18 protein-coding genes are annotated in these 19094 nt (G+C 62.3%); 10 read left to right on the top strand and 8 right to left on the bottom strand.

Features of this window, described 5'->3' with window-relative positions:
• Positions 1 to 72: 72 nt before the first annotated feature.
• The 6 genes from M9924_04670 to M9924_04645 all read right to left on the bottom strand — a co-directional run bounded on the left by M9924_04670 (position 73) and on the right by M9924_04645 (position 4874).
• On the bottom strand, positions 73 to 846 hold the full coding sequence (locus M9924_04670; GenBank protein ID MCO5063691.1) for an enoyl-CoA hydratase: 774 nt from the start codon (positions 844 to 846) through the stop codon (positions 73 to 75).
• Between the two features lie 37 nt (positions 847 to 883).
• On the bottom strand, positions 884 to 1771 hold the full coding sequence (gene mutM, locus M9924_04665) for a bifunctional DNA-formamidopyrimidine glycosylase/DNA-(apurinic or apyrimidinic site) lyase (GenBank protein MCO5063690.1): 888 nt from the start codon (positions 1769 to 1771) through the stop codon (positions 884 to 886).
• Complete coding sequence (locus M9924_04660; protein MCO5063689.1) at positions 1764 to 2996, bottom strand: phosphopentomutase; 1233 nt, start codon at positions 2994 to 2996, stop codon at positions 1764 to 1766. The genes mutM and M9924_04660 overlap by 8 nt, the downstream gene beginning before the upstream one ends.
• Before the next feature lie 62 nt (positions 2997 to 3058).
• Positions 3059 to 3679, bottom strand: a complete 621-nt coding sequence (locus M9924_04655; protein MCO5063688.1) for a pilus assembly protein — start codon at positions 3677 to 3679, stop codon at positions 3059 to 3061.
• A gap of 57 nt (positions 3680 to 3736) precedes the next feature.
• Positions 3737 to 4261 (bottom strand): pilus assembly protein, encoded by a 525-nt coding sequence (locus tag M9924_04650; GenBank protein MCO5063687.1) that lies wholly within the window; start codon positions 4259 to 4261, stop codon positions 3737 to 3739.
• A 187-nt stretch (positions 4262 to 4448) separates the two neighbouring features.
• On the bottom strand, positions 4449 to 4874 hold the full coding sequence (locus M9924_04645) for a pilus assembly protein N-terminal domain-containing protein (protein MCO5063686.1): 426 nt from the start codon (positions 4872 to 4874) through the stop codon (positions 4449 to 4451).
• 325 nt (positions 4875 to 5199) lie between these two features.
• Between M9924_04645 and M9924_04640 the strand changes: the two genes are divergently transcribed.
• The 9 genes from M9924_04640 to M9924_04600 all read left to right on the top strand — a co-directional run bounded on the left by M9924_04640 (position 5200) and on the right by M9924_04600 (position 14410).
• Positions 5200 to 5376: a Flp family type IVb pilin gene (locus tag M9924_04640; protein ID MCO5063685.1), complete on the top strand. Its 177-nt coding sequence runs from the start codon at positions 5200 to 5202 to the stop codon at positions 5374 to 5376.
• A 102-nt stretch (positions 5377 to 5478) separates the two neighbouring features.
• On the top strand, positions 5479 to 5997 hold the full coding sequence (locus M9924_04635; protein ID MCO5063684.1) for a prepilin peptidase: 519 nt from the start codon (positions 5479 to 5481) through the stop codon (positions 5995 to 5997).
• Positions 5998 to 6120: 123 nt separating this feature from the next.
• Positions 6121 to 6927 carry a Flp pilus assembly protein CpaB gene (gene cpaB / locus M9924_04630; protein MCO5063683.1) on the top strand — a complete coding sequence of 269 codons (807 nt, stop codon included), beginning with the start codon at positions 6121 to 6123 and terminating at the stop codon, positions 6925 to 6927.
• 8 nt (positions 6928 to 6935) lie between these two features.
• Complete coding sequence (locus M9924_04625) at positions 6936 to 8459, top strand: type II and III secretion system protein family protein (protein ID MCO5063682.1); 1524 nt, start codon at positions 6936 to 6938, stop codon at positions 8457 to 8459.
• Between the two features lie 15 nt (positions 8460 to 8474).
• A complete protein-coding gene (locus tag M9924_04620; protein MCO5063681.1) occupies positions 8475 to 9140 on the top strand; it encodes a CpaD family pilus assembly lipoprotein in 666 nt (221 codons plus the stop codon).
• A gap of 51 nt (positions 9141 to 9191) precedes the next feature.
• Positions 9192 to 10466, top strand: a complete 1275-nt coding sequence (locus tag M9924_04615) for an AAA family ATPase (GenBank protein ID MCO5063680.1) — start codon at positions 9192 to 9194, stop codon at positions 10464 to 10466.
• A 391-nt stretch (positions 10467 to 10857) separates the two neighbouring features.
• Positions 10858 to 12324 carry a CpaF family protein gene (locus tag M9924_04610; GenBank protein MCO5063679.1) on the top strand — a complete coding sequence of 489 codons (1467 nt, stop codon included), beginning with the start codon at positions 10858 to 10860 and terminating at the stop codon, positions 12322 to 12324.
• 58 nt (positions 12325 to 12382) lie between these two features.
• Complete coding sequence (locus M9924_04605) at positions 12383 to 13396, top strand: type II secretion system F family protein (GenBank protein ID MCO5063678.1); 1014 nt, start codon at positions 12383 to 12385, stop codon at positions 13394 to 13396.
• A 3-nt stretch (positions 13397 to 13399) separates the two neighbouring features.
• Positions 13400 to 14410 (top strand): type II secretion system F family protein, encoded by a 1011-nt coding sequence (locus M9924_04600; GenBank protein MCO5063677.1) that lies wholly within the window; start codon positions 13400 to 13402, stop codon positions 14408 to 14410.
• Positions 14411 to 14521: 111 nt separating this feature from the next.
• Here the strand turns inward: M9924_04600 and M9924_04595 are convergent, their stop codons facing one another.
• Both M9924_04595 and M9924_04590 read right to left on the bottom strand, forming a co-directional pair.
• Entirely contained in the window at positions 14522 to 15331 is an 810-nt protein-coding gene (locus tag M9924_04595) for a tetratricopeptide repeat protein (protein MCO5063676.1), read from the bottom strand.
• Between the two features lie 129 nt (positions 15332 to 15460).
• The gene (locus M9924_04590) at positions 15461 to 17440 is read right to left on the bottom strand and encodes a tetratricopeptide repeat protein (protein ID MCO5063675.1); all 1980 of its coding nucleotides are present in this window, start codon (positions 17438 to 17440) and stop codon (positions 15461 to 15463) included.
• A gap of 249 nt (positions 17441 to 17689) precedes the next feature.
• Here M9924_04590 and M9924_04585 point away from each other — a divergent pair, with 249 nt between their 5' ends.
• Positions 17690 to 19054, top strand: coding sequence for a leucyl aminopeptidase family protein (locus M9924_04585; GenBank protein MCO5063674.1), 1365 nt, complete (start codon positions 17690 to 17692; stop codon positions 19052 to 19054).
• Positions 19055 to 19094 lie beyond the last annotated feature (40 nt).

The following is a 19094-nucleotide window of genomic DNA, read 5'->3' as shown; positions in this document are numbered from 1 at the left end:
CCAAAGGCCGCCTCAGTTGGCGCGGCTTATAGTGCAGCTTGCGCGCGCCGTCAACGGTCGTTGAAGCCGATTTCACCTGTTGCGGAAATCGGGTTGACGTTTTTCGACAAAGGCGGCCATGCCTTCCTTCTGGTCCTCGAACGCGAACATGGAATGGAACACGCGGCGTTCGAAGCGCAGGCCCTCCGCCAGCGTCGTTTCGTAGGCGCGGTTCACCGATTCCTTGTTCATAATGACGGCGGGCAGCGACAGCGACGCGATCCGGTCCGCCGCCTTCATCGTTTCGTCCAGCAATTGCTCGAGCGGCACGACGCGCGACACCAGCCCCGAGCGCTCCGCCTCGGCGGCATCCATCATGCGCCCCGTAAGGCACATGTCCATGGCCTTGGACTTGCCCACGAAGCGCGTCAGGCGCTGCGAGCCGCCCATGCCGGGCATCACGCCGAGCGTGATTTCAGGCTGTCCGAACTTCGCATTTTCGGCTGCGATGATGAAATCGCACATCATGGCGAGTTCGCAGCCGCCGCCCAGCGCATAGCCGGCCACCGCCGCAATGACGGGTTTGCGCACGCGGGTCAGGCCTTCCCACTCGACGAAGAAATCGGCGAGATAGGCGTCCACATAGGATTTCGCCTGCATCTCCTTGATGTCCGCCCCGGCGGCGAATGCCTTTTCCGACCCTGTGAGCACCATGCAGCCGATTCCGGGGTCGGCGTCGAACGCCTGCGCGGCCGCGACGACATCCGCCATCACCTGGCTGTTCAGCGCGTTCAGCGCCTTGGGCCGGTTGAGGGTTATCAGGCCCACCTTGCCGCGCGTTTCAACGAGAATGGTTTCATAGGTCAAGGTCAGTCCTCCTCGCGAATGTTCGCCCGTGCTGTACTCAACGTTGGCACACCGGGCAATAAAAAGTCGACCGCCCGGACTGCACGATCCGCTGCACCGTGCCGTCGCAGCCGGGCTTGCGGCAGGGTTCTCCCTCGCGGTCATAGACCGAGAAGCGGTGCTGGAAATAGCCGAGCGAACCGTCGGTCTGCATGTGGTCGCGCAAGGATGACCCGCCGGCCTCGATGGCTTCCGCGATGACGGCGCGGATTGCGTCGGCAAGCCGCTCCGGCCTTGCGCCCGCGCCGTGCCTTTTCGCGACGATGCTGCCTGCCATGCGGCGCGGCGAAAGGCCCGCCCGCCACAGCGCTTCCGACACATAGATGTTGCCGAGCCCGGCGATCAGCCTCTGGTCGAGAAGTGCCGCCTTGAGCGGGGCGGAGCGTCCGCGCAGCAGATCGGCAAGCGTCGCTCCGTCGAAGGCGTTGCCGGTCGGCTCGACGCCCAGTCCTGCCAGCATCGGATGCGTCTCGCGGCTTTCCGCAAACAGCATGAAGCCGAAGCGGCGCGGGTCATTATAGACGATGCGAAAGCGCCGACCGTCCGCATGGCCGATCTCGAACACGACATGGTCGTGCTTTTCGTCCCTTGACCGCGCCTGGTGAAACACGCCCGGCGTCGTCGGTCCGCCGTCGCGTTCGATGCGAAAGGACCCCGACATGCCGAGATGCGCGATCAAAAGCGGCGCATCCTGCGCTTCGATCAGCAGATATTTCGCGCGCCGCCCGACCGAAACGACGGTCTTGCCCGACAGGGTTTCGGCAAATGCAGCGGGCAGGGGAAAGCGCAGGTCGGCGCGCCGCGCCGTCACGGCCATGATGCGCCCGCCTTCCATTGCAGGCGCAAGGCCACGCCTTACCGTTTCGACTTCCGGCAGTTCAGGCACGGATCGCGCCGAGGAAGGATGTTCCGTGTTTTCCGGGCGCGAGGCCCAGATGCTCCGCAACGGTTTCTCCGATATCCGCAAACGACGTGCGCAGACCCGCCGGGCCGCCTGCAAACCCGCGCCCGATGCCGATGACGGGAACGCGCTCGCGCGTGTGGTCGCTTCCCTTCCAGCCCGGATCGCAGCCGTGGTCGGCGGTCAGCACCAGCAGGTCACCCGGCTTCAGCTTCGCGATTGCCTCCGGCAGCCGCCGGTCGAATGCTTCCAGCGCCGCCGCATAGCCCGCAATGTCGCGGCGATGCCCGTAGAGTGTGTCAAAATCGACAAAATTGGCAAAGACCAGATCGCCGTCCCGCGCATCGTCCATCGCTCCCAGCGCCTTGTCGAACAGCGCGTCGTTGGTTGGGCCTTTGCGAACCTCGGACACGCCCTGATGAGCGAAGATGTCGCCGATCTTGCCGATGCCGATGACCTTGCCGCCGCGCGCGGTCAGCCTATCGAGCAGTGTCGGCTCGGCGGGCGGCACGGCGTAGTCCCTCCGGTTTGCGGTGCGCGTGAATTCGCCCCTGCGCTCGCCGACGAAGGGTCGGGCGATCACCCGCCCTATATTGAGAGGGTCGACCAGCTTCCGCACGATTGCGCACAGATCATAAAGGCGCTCCAGCCCAAAATGGGTTTCGTGCGCGGCGATCTGGAACACGGAATCCGCCGATGTGTAGCAGATCGGCTTGCCGGTCCTTATGTGCTCCTCGCCCAATTCGTCGATGATTTCGGTGCCGGAGGCATGGCGGTCGCCCAGAATGCCCGGCAACCCGGCCTGCTCGATGATGCTGGCCGTCAGCTCCGCCGGGAAAGTCGGCTGTGTCAGCGGAAAATAGCCCCATTCGAAGGGAACCGGCACGCCTGCGATTTCCCAATGGCCGGACGGCGTGTCCTTGCCTTTCGAGATTTCCTCGGCGGCTGCGTGAAACGATCCTTCGGCAAGCGGCGTGCCTGCGGCCGCGCTGCCGTTGCCGGCAAGCCGGGCAGCATGGTCGAGACCAAGCGCGCGCAAATTGGGCAGGTCGAGCGGTCCCTTGCGCAGGCCGGCGCGGTCGCCGCGTCCCGCCTCACATGCCTGGGCAATGTGCCCATAGGTGTCGGAGCCTTCGTCGCCATAGGCGGCGGCATCCGGCGCACCGCCGATGCCGAAGGAATCCAGCACGAAAAGGAAAGCGCGCGCCAAGGTCCACCTGTTCGATCAACAGGCGAGAGATAGTGTTCGCCGTGGCCTTTGGCAATCAGGCTTCAGCAGTCGCTGCAGTTGACCGTATCGCCGACGCGGGGCCGGTAATAGGAAACTTTCTTCATCGGAATGCCGCTGAAGAAGCCTGCAACGCCATATCGGGAAGCACTCTGCCCGTCCCAGGCGAGCAGGAGATTGTAGTCCATCGAAGTTTCCACCTTGATGACCACCTGTTCCTTGACCTTGAATGTCGCGGGCACATCGACCACTTCGCCGGAAGCGGGCGCGCTGGAGAAGTTGCCGCCAATGCGATTGCGCTTCCAGAGCACGGTGGCGGTGGGCGATGCGGAGTTCGACATTTTCACGGCAGTGATGCGGATGTCGGGCTCCGATCTGTCGTAGGGCATCAGCGATGCCTCACCGATCTGCATGATGGCGTCGAGCGTGGCTCTCGTCGTGTTGGTCTGCTGCGACGCCAAATCGGCAATCTGGGACGAAACCCGCCCGAGCTTGCGGTTCGCATCGACGGCCTGCATGATTTCGATCGAGCCGAAATACATGCACAGCAGCAGTGGCATGAGGATCGCGAACTCAACTGCGGCAACGCCGCCGCACGCGTTGCGGAAGCGCCTGATCCGGGCAATCGTGCCCGCAATGCCCCATGCGTTCGCGATGCGGCCCATGGCTGAGTTCCTGAAAGGCTCAAATTTGTCTGTATTGGTACCGGTCATGGCGCCCACTCAATAATCTTCGTTCTGCCAGGTCTGCGAAGCCGAAAGCACCCGCTTGCCGGTGCCTCCGGTCGACATTGAGGATTCCAGCATCTTGGTCAGCAGCGGCCAGAAATAATAGGCGCGCAGCGTCTGCTTCGATTTCGGGCCCCCGATCTGTGCCGCCAGCGGCAGGCTGTTGCCGTTGTTGTCCAGGAGCGCCACATTGTTGTTCGTCACACGGACGTTCTGGTCGGCTGCCGCCTGAAACGACGCATAGGACCGCAGGTCCACCCGCAAGCCGGGGCAGCCGTCGCTGACCAGGAGCTCGATGCGGTCGCAGATGAGATTCTTGAGCGCGGTCTGGTTCGTGGAGGTGATCTGGCCGGTGCGGATCTGGCGCGCAACGTCATCGGTCGCGTTGACCAGCATCTGCTGCACCGCCATCGAGATGCCCGTTTCCAGGATTGCGAACAAGGCCATGAGGAACGGAATGGCGAGCAGCCCGAATTCGATAGCCGTCGCGCCGTCCGAATTGCGTACAAATCGGCTCAAACGCAGCCGTATCAACGGCCTTCGCGGCCGCCTGCACCTTTGCGATGTCCCTGTCATACCCGTAACCCTGCTGCTTCCCACCGGCAGCGAGTATGAACGAGAGGCGTTGAATTACAGTTTGAAGGTCACGTTGAAATGTGCCGTCGAACTTTACGCACAGTTAACGACTGGCCGTGGGAGAGATGCGCTATTGCGCACCCATCGAGGCGTCGGAGCGCGCTTCCGAACTGCTCGCATAGGCCGCTTCGCAGAACGGCGTGCACGACAGGGTCTGCACATCCGCACGGCGGTAGACGCGCAGCGTCGATACGGTCTGCCTCGACACGGTGATCTGCTGGTCGACGATCGCGGTGCCCTCGCGGGTCAGCACCACGAGGTTTGTGACACCGAAGCCCTTTCCGGTAATTACGATGGTCCTGTCGTCCTGAACGGCGACATCGGCGATTTCCGGATTGCCGACGATCACGGTGTCGGCGGCCTGCGGCAGCTTCACGATCTTGGCCTGGTTGGTCTCGACCTGGATGCCGTCCGCGGCCAGCCCGGGCGCTGCCGTCAGCAGCAGCTTGCATGCGAGCGCATAGGCGATGCAGCGAATTACCGGGGAAGGGTTCATAAGGAGGCTCCAGCCTTTTCGATTCAATGGAAAGTGAATCAAATTGGTGAACCAACCGTTAAGTGCCGTTTGCCTGCCCGGCGGACGGGCCGCTCGCTCACTATAATATATAGAGCCAGTTGTTCTTATATTGAGTAAAATTTTATCTTATGTATTTTTACGATGGAAGATGAAAGAGTATTAACTACAGCACAGACTTGCAGAAAGAAAGGAATTGGTAAGGGTATTTCTTAAGGCGATTGCAACAGCTCCCGCGTAGTTTCGCAGCATCCGATCTGCAAGAAAAAAGCCGACGGAGAGAGCTGCAAACAAATGGAGTAAGGGAATGTCCAATCTCATCGCACGTTTTGTTAAGGACGAGTCGGGCGCAACCGCTATCGAGTACGGCCTGATCGCCTGCCTCATCGCTGTCGCCATCATCACCGGCGCCAAGGCGCTCGGCACCTCGCTGGATACCACGTTCACCGCCATCTCTGGCGAAATCGACGCGAACCAGCCGTAACAGGCGGTTTGACGGCTGCGGCCGGTCGGTAGTCACCGAACAGAAGGCCGTCCTCAAGGGCGGCCTTTTCTTTTCGACAGAGCGCGTGCAGGACAATTCAACATGGCTGAAGCAATCATCCTCGTCGTTTTTCCATTCTGCATGTTCTTTGCAGCCGTCTCTGACGTGCTGTCCATGAAGATAAACAACATCGTGCCGCTGCTGCTGCTGGGGGCATTCCTCGTGGTCGCGCCGGCGACCGGCATGCCGGCTGGCGTCATCGGCATGCACCTGCTGGCGGGTGCGCTGCTGCTTGCGGTCACATTCGCGCTGTTCGCTTTCGGCGGAATGGGCGGCGGCGACGCCAAGCTCATCGCTGCGAGTGCGGTGTGGATGGGGTTCGGCCCCTCCCTCATTAATTATTTAATGGCGATCACGCTGATCGGCGGCCAGTTGACCTTGATGATCCTGGTGTTCCGCCGCTCGCCCTTGCATCACCTGGCTCATCAAAGCCGCTTCCTGCGCAACTTCGCGGCGGATGCAAAAGGCGTTCCCTACGGCATCGCGCTCGGCGCGGGCGGCGTCATCGCCTACGCGCAATCGCCCCTGATGATCTGGGCGCTGAACCGGCTCGCCGGCTGATCGTCATATTAGCTGGAAGTACATAATTAAGCGCAACCGTAAGCATTCTGTTAACCATAATTTGACGATTGCCGCTGCAATGTCGGGCCACAACAGGTGATCCGCAGGCAGGGAGCCGGTCGCATGGCAGCATCGAGAGTGCTCATACTTGGGGTGGCGGTCGCAGCAGCGATCGGCGCCGGCTATGTTGCAAAGACAATGCTCGTGCCGCAGCGGGTCGTGGTCAAATCCGACACGCCTTCGATCAACCTGAAGGAAGTGCTGGTGCTGACGGGCGACGTGCCGATGGGCTCGCCGCTGGACGGCAAGATCGCGTGGCAATCATGGCCCGCGAGCAATGTCGCGCAAGGTTTCATCACCCGCGAGGCCGAGCCGGACTCGCTTGAGACGCTTGGCAAGTCGCTTGCCCGCGTCGCGCTCTATGCGGGTGAGCCGCTGCGGCGCTCCAAGCTGGTCGGCGAGGGCCAGAGTTTCCTGTCGTCGATCCTTCCGGCGGGCAAGCGCGCGGTCGCGGTGCAGATCGCCGCAGACACCTCGGCGGGCGGCTTCATCCTGCCGAACGATTTCGTGGACGTCATCATGACGCGCCGCGCCGACGCCTCCTCAGGCGGTGCTGCCGGCTTCACGACGGAAACCATCCTCCAGAACATCAAGGTGCTGGCCATAGACCAGACGATCCAGGAGGACGAGGACGGCAAGAAGGTCCGCGTCGGCGACACCGCCACGCTGGAACTCACGTCGCAGCAGGCGGAAATCATCACGGTCGCGCAGCAGATGGCGGACCGGCTGACGCTGGCGCTCCGGTCGGTGGCCGATGCGCAGGAAAAGCCGAGCCGCGAAGCGGACTATCTCGTTTCCGGACAGGGCCGCACAGGGACAGTGCGGCTTATCAAGTCCGGTGAGGTCACAGAGGTTGGGGGCAGGGAATGATCTCGACAATGAAAGCGTCAAAAGCGGCAATCCTTCTGGCGTCAACGGTCGCGGTGCTTGTCGCGACGCCGAAATGGGAGTCCTCGGAAGCGCAGGCGGCCTCGACGCGCGTGACGGCCACGACCGCCAGCCAGCGCATCAAGCTCGGCCTCAACAAATCCATCGTCATCGACCTTCCGAACGACGCCTACGACATTCTGGTGGCGAACCCGGCGGTCGCCGACGCGGTCACGCGCACCTCGCGCCGCATCTACCTGTTCGGCAAGGCGGTGGGCGAAACCAACATCTTCGTGTTCGGGGCCAATGGCGAGCAGATCGCCAGCCTCGACCTCCAGATCGAGCGCGACGTGGCCGGTCTTGAAGCCTACATCAAGAAGATCCTGCCGACCTCGGACGTGAAGGTCGAGCTTCTGAATGACAATGTGGTGCTGACCGGCACCGTCGATACGCCGCTCGACGCGAAGCGTGCCGCCGAACTCGCCCAGATCTTCGTCACGGGCGGCGAAGCGACGACCGGCCAGTATGCCCAGACCGCATCGGCCCCGACCGACGGCGGCGGCGTGTCCATCGACAACCCGGACCAGCAGCGCCAGGTTTCCAAGATCGTGAACCTGCTCCAGATCATCGGAGAGGACCAGGTGATGCTGAAGGTCACGGTCGCCGAAGTCAGCCGCAACGTGATGAAGCAGCTCGGCGTCAACCTGATGGCCAGCAACACCAACAGCGACGGACTGACCTTCGGCACCGTCAGCAACAATGTCTACGGCCTCGGCAAATCGCTGATCGGCAGCGGCGGCTCGACGCTCGGCCTGTTCAAGGCAGGCGCCACGGCGCTCGACATGTCACTCGACGCGATGGAGCAGGCGGGCGTTATGAAGACGCTGGCCGAACCGACGCTCACCGCCGTCTCGGGCGAGCAGGCGACCTTCCGCGTCGGCGGCGAGTTCAACATCGTCACCGGCTATTCCGAAAACAGGTCGGAGGAAAACCTCGACGGCGACCCGACATGGGAGCACGAGAAGATCGAATACGGCATCGGCCTCGAATTCAAGCCGGTCGTGCTCTCTGCGGGCCGCATCAGCCTCAAGGTGCGCACCAGCGTCTCCGAACCCACAAATGAGGGCTCGATCGCAACGGGCGGCAGCACCAGCATCATCTCGCTGCGCAAACGCCTCGCGGATACCACCGTCGAACTGCCCTCGGGCGGCACGATGATGATAGCCGGCCTCGTGCGCGACGATGTGCGCCAGGTCATTAACGGATTGCCGGGGGCCTCGAAGATTCCCGTGCTCGGGACCATGTTCCGCAGCCGCGATTTCGTGCGCAACGAGACCGAGCTGGTCATCCTGATCACGCCTTACCTGACCAAGCCCACCGCACGCGCCGACCAGTCGCTGCCGACCGACAATTTCAATCCGGCGGGCGACCTCGACGGCTACTTCATGGGCAAGGTCAACCGGATTTACGGAACAGCAAGCGCAGCCAAACCGAACGGCCAATATCATGGCGTCGTCGGCTACATCTACAAATGATTTGAGGGGTCAATCATGCTTCGTGTCTCCATGCGGATCGTTACGGTAGCCGCCCCGTTGGCCATGATCGCGCTCGCCGGATGCGCGGATCGCATGAAAACGGCGACCATACCGGATGACTACCGGACCAACCATCCCATCTCCATTTCCGAACAGGAAACCTCCATCGACCTGCCGGTCGGCTCGACCGAACGCGGCGCGACAAGGGCGCAGGTGCAGACGCTTGAAGGGTTCCTCGCGAACTATGACAAGCACGCCGCGCCGGTGTTGATGATCATGCGCCCGAACGGCGCGCTCAACGATGCCGCCGCCGCCCGCGCCGCAAAGGATTTTGCACGCGTGGCGAAGGCCAACGGCGTGCCCGCCGGACGCATCAGCATCGTCACCTATGAGGCTGGCGCCCCCGACGTTTCCGCGCCGGTGCGCGTTGCCTACAACGCGATCCGCGCGACGACGAATGAATGCGGGCTTTGGCCGGAAGACCTCACGCGCACCAGGGACAACACCCACTATGCGAATTTCGGCTGCGCCTACCAGAACAATGTGGCCGCGCAGCTTTCCAACCCGAACGACCTGCTTGGCCCGCGCAAGCAGACCACGATCGACGCCGAAAACCGCAGCGTGGTCATCGACGATTATCGTGTGAACTCGCGGCCATTCGTGCCGACCATCAATTATTAAGCGTATGGCAGTTATGATTTCGCGGAATAGTAGTGGGCAGGGAACCCCGACATGAGCAATCTGGCCCTTGAGGAGCACATCGGCGACGAAGACGGCGATTCCGCCGCGCTTCGCTCGGTGAGGCCCATTCCGCGCATTTCCATCCAGGCCTTCTGCGAGACCGAGGCGGTCGCCAGCCCCATCGAGCGGGCGGGCCAGGACCGCCGCATGATGAAGACGCATCTCAAGGTGCATATGGGCGGCATCTCGACGGCGCTGGAATTTTACCAGTCCGCGCCGACGCCCAACCTCATCATCCTCGAATCGCGCAGCGAGCCGAAGGCATTGATGGACCAGCTCCAGCAGCTTTCGGAACTGTGCGATCCCGCCACCAAGGTCATCATCATCGGCCACTACAACGATGTCGGCCTTTATCGCGAGCTGATGCGCGCGGGCATTTCTGAATACATGGTCGCTCCGGTTGCGATGTCCGACATCGTCGGCGTGGTCGCCGGCATATTCGTCGATCCCGAAGCCGCGCCGATGGGCAATTCCATTGCCTTCGTGGGCGCAAAAGGCGGTGTCGGCTCCTCAACCATTGCGCACAATGTCGCGTGGAGCATCTCGACCCTGTTCAAGTCGGAAGTCGTCGTTGCCGATCTCGACCTTGCCTTCGGCACCGCGAACATCAATTTCGACCAGGACCCGCCGCAGGGCATGGCCGAGGCGGTGTTCGCGCCGGACCGGGTGGACGAAGTCTATCTCGACCGCCTGCTCACGCAATGCGCCGAGCATCTTTCGCTCCTCGCCGCGCCGTCGACGCTCGACCGGACCTATGATTTCGACAGCGACGCCTTCAGCCAGATCATCGACACCGCTCAGCGCAGCGCGCCGGTGCTGATCCTCGACCTGCCGCATGTCTGGACCGGCTGGGCGAAGCAGACGCTGATCCATGCCGATGAAGTGGTCATCACCGCCACGCCCGAGCTTGCCAATCTGCGCAACGCGAAGACGATGATCGACATGCTGATGAAGCTTCGCCCGAACGACGCGGCGCCGAAGCTTATCCTCAACCAGGTCGGTATGCCGAAGCGCCCGGAGATCGCGCCGAAGGAGTTCACCGATCCGCTGGGCATCGAGCCGCTGGCGGTTATTCCCTTCGATCCGCAGCTTTTCGGCAAGGCCGGCAACAGCGGGCGCATGATCGGAGAGACCGACGCGAAGAATCCCGTCACCCAGCAGTTCGCGGAAATCGCCCGCGTGCTGACTGGACGAGGCGAGATCAAGCAGAAGAAGCAGAAATCATTGGGTAGCCTTCTGGGCAGGCTCAAGCGGAAGAAGAAGTGAGGCGCGGGGAGATGGTTTCATACCCCTCATCCGCCTGCCGGCACCTTCTCCCACAAGGGGAGAAGGGGACTTTCCGCGATCTCTCGCGAATTCTGAAACTTCGGAGATTTGAGCCGCCGATGATGGCATCCCCTTCTCCCCTTGTGGGAGAAGGTGCCGGCAGGCGGACGAGGGGTATGGCGCAGGCGCGGCAAGTTGCATGCTGCCCCTCACCCTCTACCCGCATGCGGGGCGAGGGGAACGTCGGCGCTGTGGATTATCGTCCTTCTCCCCTTGTGGGAGAAGGTGCCGGCAGGCGGATGAGGGGTATGACGCAGGCGCGGCAAGCGCCGCTCTGCTCTCCCGGTGGCGCAATGACCATGAGTTCAAGTAAGAGCGGTGCGTAGGAACGATGTTCGGCAGAAGAGGCAATGAAGAGCCAAGGGGCAATGGCCTGAGGCCACCCGTGCCCCCGGCGGCGCCAGCGCGGGAACCCGCTTCGGCTCCGGTTGCGACCGCGCCTCGTCCGGCAGCCCGTGTCGCGCCTGAGCCGGTGCGCGCCCCCGAACCGCCCAAGCCCGCCACCCGCGAACGAAGCGACGCCTATTACGACACCAAGAGCCAGGTGTTTTCCGCGCTGATCGATACGATCGACCTGTCGCAGCTCGCCAAGCTCGAACCGGAAAACGCCAGGGAAGAGATTCGCGATATCGTCAACGACATCATCGCGATCAAGAACTTCGCAATGTCGATTGCCGAGCAGGAGGAACTGCTCGACGACATCTGCAACGACGTTCTCGGCTATGGACCGCTGGAGCCGCTTCTGGCGCGCGACGACATCGCCGACATCATGGTCAACGGCGCGAAGCAGATCTACATCGAAGTGAACGGCAAGGTCGAAAAGACCGGCATCCGCTTTCGTGACAACCAGCAGCTTCTCAATGTGTGCCAGCGCATCGTGAGCCAGGTTGGCCGCCGCGTCGACGAATCTTCGCCGATCTGCGACGCGCGCCTGCCCGACGGTTCCCGCGTCAACGTCATCGCCCCGCCGCTGGCCATCGACGGTGCAGCACTCACCATCCGCAAGTTCAAGAAGGACAAGCTGACGCTCGACCAGCTTGTGCGGTTCGGGGCAATCTCGCCGGAAGGCTCTGAAATTCTGAAGATCATCGGTCGCGTGCGCTGCAACGTCATCATTTCGGGCGGCACCGGCTCCGGCAAGACGACGCTGCTCAACTGCCTGACGAACTATGTCGATCGCGAAGAGCGCGTCATTACCTGCGAAGACTCCGCCGAATTGCAGCTCCAGCAGCCGCATGTGGTTCGCCTCGAAACGCGCCCGCCCAACCTCGAGGGCGAGGGGCAGGTCACCATGCGCGACCTCGTCAAGAACTGCCTGCGCATGCGTCCCGAACGCATCATCGTGGGCGAGGTGCGCGGCCCCGAAGTGTTCGACCTGTTGCAGGCCATGAACACCGGTCACGACGGATCGATGGGCACCATCCACTCCAACAGCCCGCGTGAATGCCTGAACCGCATGGAATCCATGATCGCCATGGGCGGCTATTCGCTGCCGCAGAAAACGGTTCGTGAAATCATCGTCGGTTCGGTGGATGTCATCATCCAGGCCGCCCGCCTGCGCGACGGTTCGCGTCGCATCACCCACATCACCGAGGTGATCGGCATGGAAGGCGATGTCATCATCACCCAGGACATCGTTCTCTATAACATCACGGGCGAGGACCAGAATGGCAGGCTTGCCGGCCATCACGTCTCGACCGGGATTGGCCGCCCGCAATTCTGGGAGCGCGCCCGCTATTTCGGCGAGGAGCAGCGTCTCGCCAATGCCCTCGAAGCCATGGAAGTCCAGAGAGATTGATTTTGTAGTCCGGTCGTCCCGGAGCGTGTGTTCGGCGTAAGGAGTTGGTACAGTGCAGGTGTTCGGGCTCGATGTGACCTTCATCGGCATTCTCGTGCTGTCGGCGGTTTCAGCCGGCGCGCTCGCCTATGCAATCCTCTTCAACACCGTGCGCGAGGAAAAGCACCAGCAGCGGCGCTTCGAAAGCGTCAAGCGCGCCGAGGAGGACCGCACTGCCGCCAAGGTCATGCGCGACCGCCAGGCAGATGTCACCAAGCGCCGCAGGGCGGTTCAGGAATCGCTCAAGGACCTCGAGGACAAGAACAAGGCCCGCGAGCGCAACACGATGCGCCCGCCCCTGAAAATCCAGATCAGGCAGGCGGGTCTCAGCATGTCGATGCAGCGGTTCTACGTGCTTTCCGCCATTTGCGGCGTGGTGCTGACCATTGGCGGATGGATGATCGCCATGCCGTTCTACCTGCTGCCCGCAATTGCCATTGTGGGCGGCGTGGGGCTTCCGCGCTTCATCGTGTCGTTCCTCAGGAAGCGGCGCGTGAAGCAGTTTCTCGAAGAGTTTCCGAACGCGCTCGACATCATCGTGCGCGCTGTGAAATCCGGCCTCCCGCTGAATGACGGCATCCGGCTGATCGCCACCGAATCGCGCGAGCCGGTGCGCACTGAATTCCGCAGAATCGTCGAAGCGCAGGGGGTCGGCATGCCGGTGCCCGAGGCCGCCATGCGCATGACCGAAACCATGCCCTGCGCCGAGGCGGGGTTCTTCGGCATCGTCATCCAGATCCAGTCGCAGGCCGGCGGCAACCTTTCCGAAGCGCTCGGAAATCTGTCGCGCGTGCTGCGCGACCGCAAGAAGATGAAGGCGAAGGTAAACGCCCTGTCGATGGAAGCCAAGGCGTCCGCCGTCATCATCGGCGCGCTGCCCGTGGTGGTGGCGTTTCTCGTCTACCTGACAAGTCCGACCTACATCATGCCGCTGTTCACGACGTCGACCGGCAATCTCATCATCGGCATCGGCTTGTTCTGGATGGGCATCGGCATCTTCATCATGCGCCAGATGATGAATTTCGAGGTATAGACCATGACGAACTATGTTTTCTCCACGCTCACCGACGGATCGTTCCTGATCTCCCTGCTGGTTGCGGTGGCGGTCTTTGCCTCGCTGCTCACCATCATCCCGAGCTTCAGCGGCAACACGCTGGCCTCGCGCATGAAGTCGGTCGCGCTGGAACGCGAGGAACTCAGGAACCGTCAGCGCACGCGTCTGGCCGAAGCCGAGAACCGGCGGCGCGGATTGCGCGTCGAGGAATCCGCCGGCATGCGGTCCATCGTCGAGCGGCTCGACCTGCGGCGCGCCCTGGCCGACGACAATACGGTCGCCAAGCTGCGGGTCGCCGGTTTTCGCGGCAACGATCCGCTGACGCGCCTGCTGTTCTTCCGGCTGGTGCTGCCCTTTGTGTTTTTCGGCGGCGCGCTGTTCTATATCTACGGCCTTGGCGAGTTCGCCGAGCAGGCCGCGCCCATCCGCTTCTTCATCTGCGTGCTGGCCGCCTATGCAGGCTTCTATGCGCCTGTTCTCTATATCAACAATCGCGCCAACAAGCGTAAGGCGTCGATCCAGAAGGCATGGCCCGACGCGCTCGACCTCATGCTGATCTGCGTGGAGTCCGGCATGTCGGTCGAAGCCGCCCTGCGCAAGGTGGCCGAGGAGATCGGGTCCCAGTCGGTCGATCTCGCCGAGGAACTGGTGCTGACCACCGCGGAACTGTCATTCCTCCAGGAAAGGCGGCAGGCATATGAGAACCTTGCCTCGCGCACCGGCGTGGATGCGGTGAAGTCGGTGACGCAGGCCCTCGTCCAGGCCGAGCGCTATGGTACCCCGGTTGGACACGCGTTGCGTGTGCTTGCTCAGGAAAGCCGCGAGGCCCGCCTCATCGCCGCCGAGAAGAAGGCGGCTGCCCTGCCGCCGAAACTGACCGTCCCGATGATCCTGTTTTTCCTGCCGGTCCTGTTCATGGTGATCCTCGGACCTGCCGGCATGCAGATCAGCGCACAGGGAGGCTTCTCGGGAATGATGAGCGGCGGTCGCTAAGCGCAAAACGCAACGCAAAAAACCGGAAAATCCGCGCAAGCGCGGATTTTTACGGTCGCGTTTTCGACTGTTTGGCGATTTTTGCGCGCAGAATGCGCAAATTCGACGCCATTAATTGGTGTTCGTTTCCTGATCCTTGAGCTCGCTCCAGGCGTTTTGCTGGGAGAGCATGCTGCGCAGATAGGCGACGTTCGCTTTGGCCTGATCGGGCGAAAGCTCCTGGCTGGCGATCTGTTCCGCCTCGCCGAAACGCCCCTGCAGGCCGACCACCAGCGCGAGGTTCTGCCTGACCCTGCTATCCGCGCCGGGCTGCTTGACGGCCGTGGACAGATATTTTTCCGCCGTCTGCAGGTCGCCCTGCAACACATAGGACATGCCGAGATTGGACAGCACGCTCGGCTCGTTCGGCTGGATGTCCAGCGCCTTGCGATAGAGCACCCGCGCCTGTTCGCGATTGCCCAGCTGGTCGACGATCGACCCTTCAGCGGAGAGCAGCCGCCAGTCCGGATATTCGGGGGTCTGCGCCCTGCGCACCGCCGAAAGTGCGGGCTCGAATTGCCCTGCGGCGGCAAGCGCCTTGCCGTAGGCGGCCAGCACTTCGCGGTCTTTCGGATGCTCGATGGCGAGCTTGCGCATCACCGCAAGTGATTGATCCGTATTGCCACCTGCCTGCAGCGCATTGGCATATCCGAGCGCCGTCGACTTGCTGGCGGGATTGGCGGCATAGGCGCGCCCGAGCGAACTGGCATCACCCGTGGCCGCGAAGGTTTCCGGCTGCCCGGAACCGTCATTGTTGATCGAACCTGTGGTCATCTTGCTGTTGGCGCATGCCGAAACGCTCGCCGCGAGCGCCAACGCCATTGCGGTCCTGATGATGCGCCTGCCGGTTGACTTTCCGGCATTGTTGGTACTGATCGCCATCTCTTTGCTCCACAGCGGCCCCTTACCGCAACCTCTCGAAGAAATATTCTGTTAACCCTAACGCTTGGTTAACGGGCCGCTGAAAGGACGTTCTATTTCAATACCTTGTTAACCCGATGGAGCATCGCGCTAACGCGCGGCCATGGCCTCGAAAGCAGCCTCGATCGCCCGCGAATACCGTCGCGTGTCGAACAGCGGCGAGGTCTTTCGATTTTCGGCAAGCCGCTCCCTGATCCGGTTGAGTTTCATTGGTTCAAGCGCCATCTGCATTGCCACGGACTCGTAGTCGGCGAGTGTCGTCGTCACCATTTCCGGCAGGCCAATCGCCTTCAACAGGCTTGCGGCCACACGCGCCTGAAAACCGTGTCCCATGCAGGTCAGCACCGGAAGTCCAGCCCACAATGCATCGCTCGCGGTCGTGTGCGCATTGTAGGGGGCGGTGTCGAGGAAGAGGTCCGCTGCCCGCTGGCGTGCCAGATGTTGTTCCATCGGTATGCGCTTTGCAAAGATCAGTCGAGCACCGTCCACGCCCCGTCGCTCCGCCTCGCGCCTGAGATTCATACTTGCCAGCGCATTGTCCTCCAGCAGCCAGAGCACGCTTGCATCGACGCGCGTGAGCAGCCTCATCCACATGTCGAAAACGGGCGGCGTGATCTTCCACGTGTTGTTGAAACAGGAAAAGACGAAGCCGCTTTCCGGCAGATCGAGTTCGGTCCGCGTGGGGGCCCAGTCGGCAATGCGGCGCTTGTCGTCATTGACCTGATAGCAATGGGGCAGGTACACGACTGTCTCGGAATAATGACGCCTGCTCGACGCCGGAATGATCGTCTGGTCCGCGATCAGGTAGTCGAAGCAATTCGCCGCCAGCGTGCCGGGAAAACCCAGATAATTCACCTGGATAGGCGCCGCCCGGGCGGCGAATATTCCCGGGCGGGCATCCTGCGTGTAGCCCTTGAGGTCGATCGCTATGTCGATTTCGAGGTCGCGCGCCATCTTCGCCACCTGAATGTCGGTCATCGACCGCACGTCGATGAACCTGTCGAACGCACGCTCCACCCGATTCCGGGCCTCGTTGTCGGCGGCAGGTCCGAACGAGAAGGCGATGATCTCGAACTTCGTCCGGTCGTGCTGCTCGAACAGCCCGGCCATCAGGTGAACTGTGGCATGGCTGTGGAAGTCGGCCGAGAAATAGCCAACGCGCATTCGCTGGCCGGGCATGCGTATTTTCACCGGGCCAGGCGTCGGACCGGGCGGACAGGCCACGGCGGCGTAGATTTCCGCGACGCGCCTTTGCAGCGCCGGATCGTCGAAGAGCCCGAGCGCGGTGAACGGCATGGTCGCCTTTTCTCCGCGCCCGATCATGCTGCGCATGGTGGCGAGGTCGGCGTCATGGTTCGCCCATTCCGCCGTCTGCAATTTCAGTTGCACGACCGTGCCGAACGTCCAGTTCCGGTTCGGTTGCAGGGCAAACACTTTTTCGTAGCATTCCCGCGCCGCCGGATATTTTCCCACCCGCATCAGTGCAGCGCCGCGTCCTTCCCAACCATCGATGTAGCGGGGGTTCGCTTTCGTTGCCGAGGCGAAGCTTTCCGCCGCTTCCGAGTTGAGTTCGAGCGACAGTTCCGCAAGGCCCTGAAAATACCAGTTCACGGCAGAGGCGTCGCAGGCGGTTGCACGCTTGAAGCCCGCCAGCGCCTCACCGTGCCGTCCCAGTCGCCTGAGGCAATAGCCAAGGCCATGCCATGCTGCGGCGCGGGAAGGCTCCAGCGCAACCACCGCCGTGAAGCTTTCCAGCGCCGCCGCAAATTCGCCCCGGGCGATATGGGTCCCGCCCCGATTTATCAGCGCGTCGAAATGGTCGGGCCTAACTTGAAGTGCGCGATCATAGCTCTCGATGGCCTCCCGGCTCCGGCCCAACTCGTAGAGGATCGCGCCGCGATTGTTCCATGCATCGGCATTGCCGGGATCGAGCGCCGTTGCCATGTCGTAGGACGCAAGGGCCGCTTCTCTGTTGCCTGCCTTGTGGTGATTGCTCGCGGTAAGGAAATGCTGCCTTGCCAGTTGCAGATTTTCATTTGGCGGCGAGGGAACACGGTCAGGGCTATGCAACGGAATGCCTTACTATAAGTTGAATCAAGAGAATTTATTCAACCAATACTTTCAGTTTCAGAGGGATGGATTTGAAGAGAACTAGTGTACATGAATGGAATCTTCAATTCGAAACTCCAATCAAATCGGGCATGGATGACGGCGCGACGCGGCGGGTCTCAGGAGAACTTGAATTGTTGCGGGAATCTGCCATTCGGTTGTGAGGAAAGCGGGCCGCCAAAAGCGCGCAGCATGATGAAGGATCGCCCCATGCAGATCGAATTCCTCGAAGCCGGTGCCGACGCCCGACCCGTCCATCTGATCTCTGCCGGAGAGCTTGAGGACTCGGGTGCGGGCGCGCGTGCATATGCCTGGGCGCAGGCGAACGGATATGCTGGAAAAGCCGGCAGGCTGCTCGTCCTGCCCGGTGCGGACGGCACGCCGGATGGCGCATTCTTCGGCCATGCCGGCAGCGCCGAAACGCTCAGGCTGGCCGCGCTTTCGAAGGAACTCCCCGAAGGCGACTGGCGTCTCGAAGGAGACGTTGCCGACGCTACGCTGGCAACGCTCGCCCTGAAACTCGGCGCGTATGAATACACCCGCTACCGTAAGGAAACCGAGCGCAAGATCCGCTTTGCCGTGCCGGGCGGGGCAGATTTCGCGCGGGCGTCCCGACTGGCCGAAGGCGTGTTTCTCACGCGTGACCTCATCAACACGCCGACCAATGACATGGGGCCGGACCAGCTTGAGGAAGCAGTCCGCACGCTTGGCAAGACGCATGGGGCAGAGGTCTCCGTGATCGCGGGCGATGCGCTGCTCGGCGAGCGGCTTTTCATGATCCACGCCGTGGGGCGCGCCTCGATCCACGCGCCGCGCCTGATCGACCTGCGCTGGGGGCCGAAAGATGCGCCAGCGGTGACACTCGTGGGGAAGGGCGTGTGCTTCGACACGGGCGGCCTCGACATCAAGCCCGCCAGCGGCATGCTGCTGATGAAGAAGGACATGGGCGGCGCGGCGAATGTGCTTGGCCTTGCTTCCATGATCATGGCCGCGAAACTGAAGCTGCGCTTGCGCGTCCTGATACCGGCGGTCGAAAACTCGATTTCCGGCGATGCGTTCCGTCCGGGCGACGTGCTGCAAAGCCGCAAGGGCGTGACGGTGGAAATCGGCAACACCGATGCGGAAGGACGCCTGATACTGGCGGATGCGCTTGCGCTGGCCGACGAGGAGGAGCCATCGCTTCTGGTCGACATGGCAACCTTGACGGGGGCGGCGCGCGTGGCGCTTGGACCGGATCTGCCTCCCTTTTACACTGACGACGACGGCTTCGCGGCAGAGCTTGAGACGGCCTCCGCCGCCGTGTCCGACCCGCTGTGGCGCATGCCGCTCTGGACGCCCTACGCGTCGAAGCTGGATTCGAAGATCGCGGACATGAACAATGTCACGACGGATGGATTTGCAGGCTCGATCACGGCGGCGCTTTTCCTGAGGCGCTTTGTGGAAAAGACGGCAAGCTGGGTTCATTTCGATGTGTTCGGCTGGAATCCGACTGCAAAGCCGTGGTCGCCCGTGGGCGGTGAGGCGCAGTGCATTCGCGCATTGGAGCACGTCCTGACCACCCGGCATGGCGGCTGAATCCTGAAACGGATGCGAAACGATTTGGGGCTATCCTTGC

Source organism: Rhizobiaceae bacterium (assembly GCA_023953835.1).
Classification (GTDB): Bacteria; Pseudomonadota; Alphaproteobacteria; order Rhizobiales; family Rhizobiaceae; genus Mesorhizobium_G.
The sequence above is the reverse complement of the archived record's forward strand: the minus strand, read 5'-3'. Positions and strand labels throughout refer to the sequence as shown.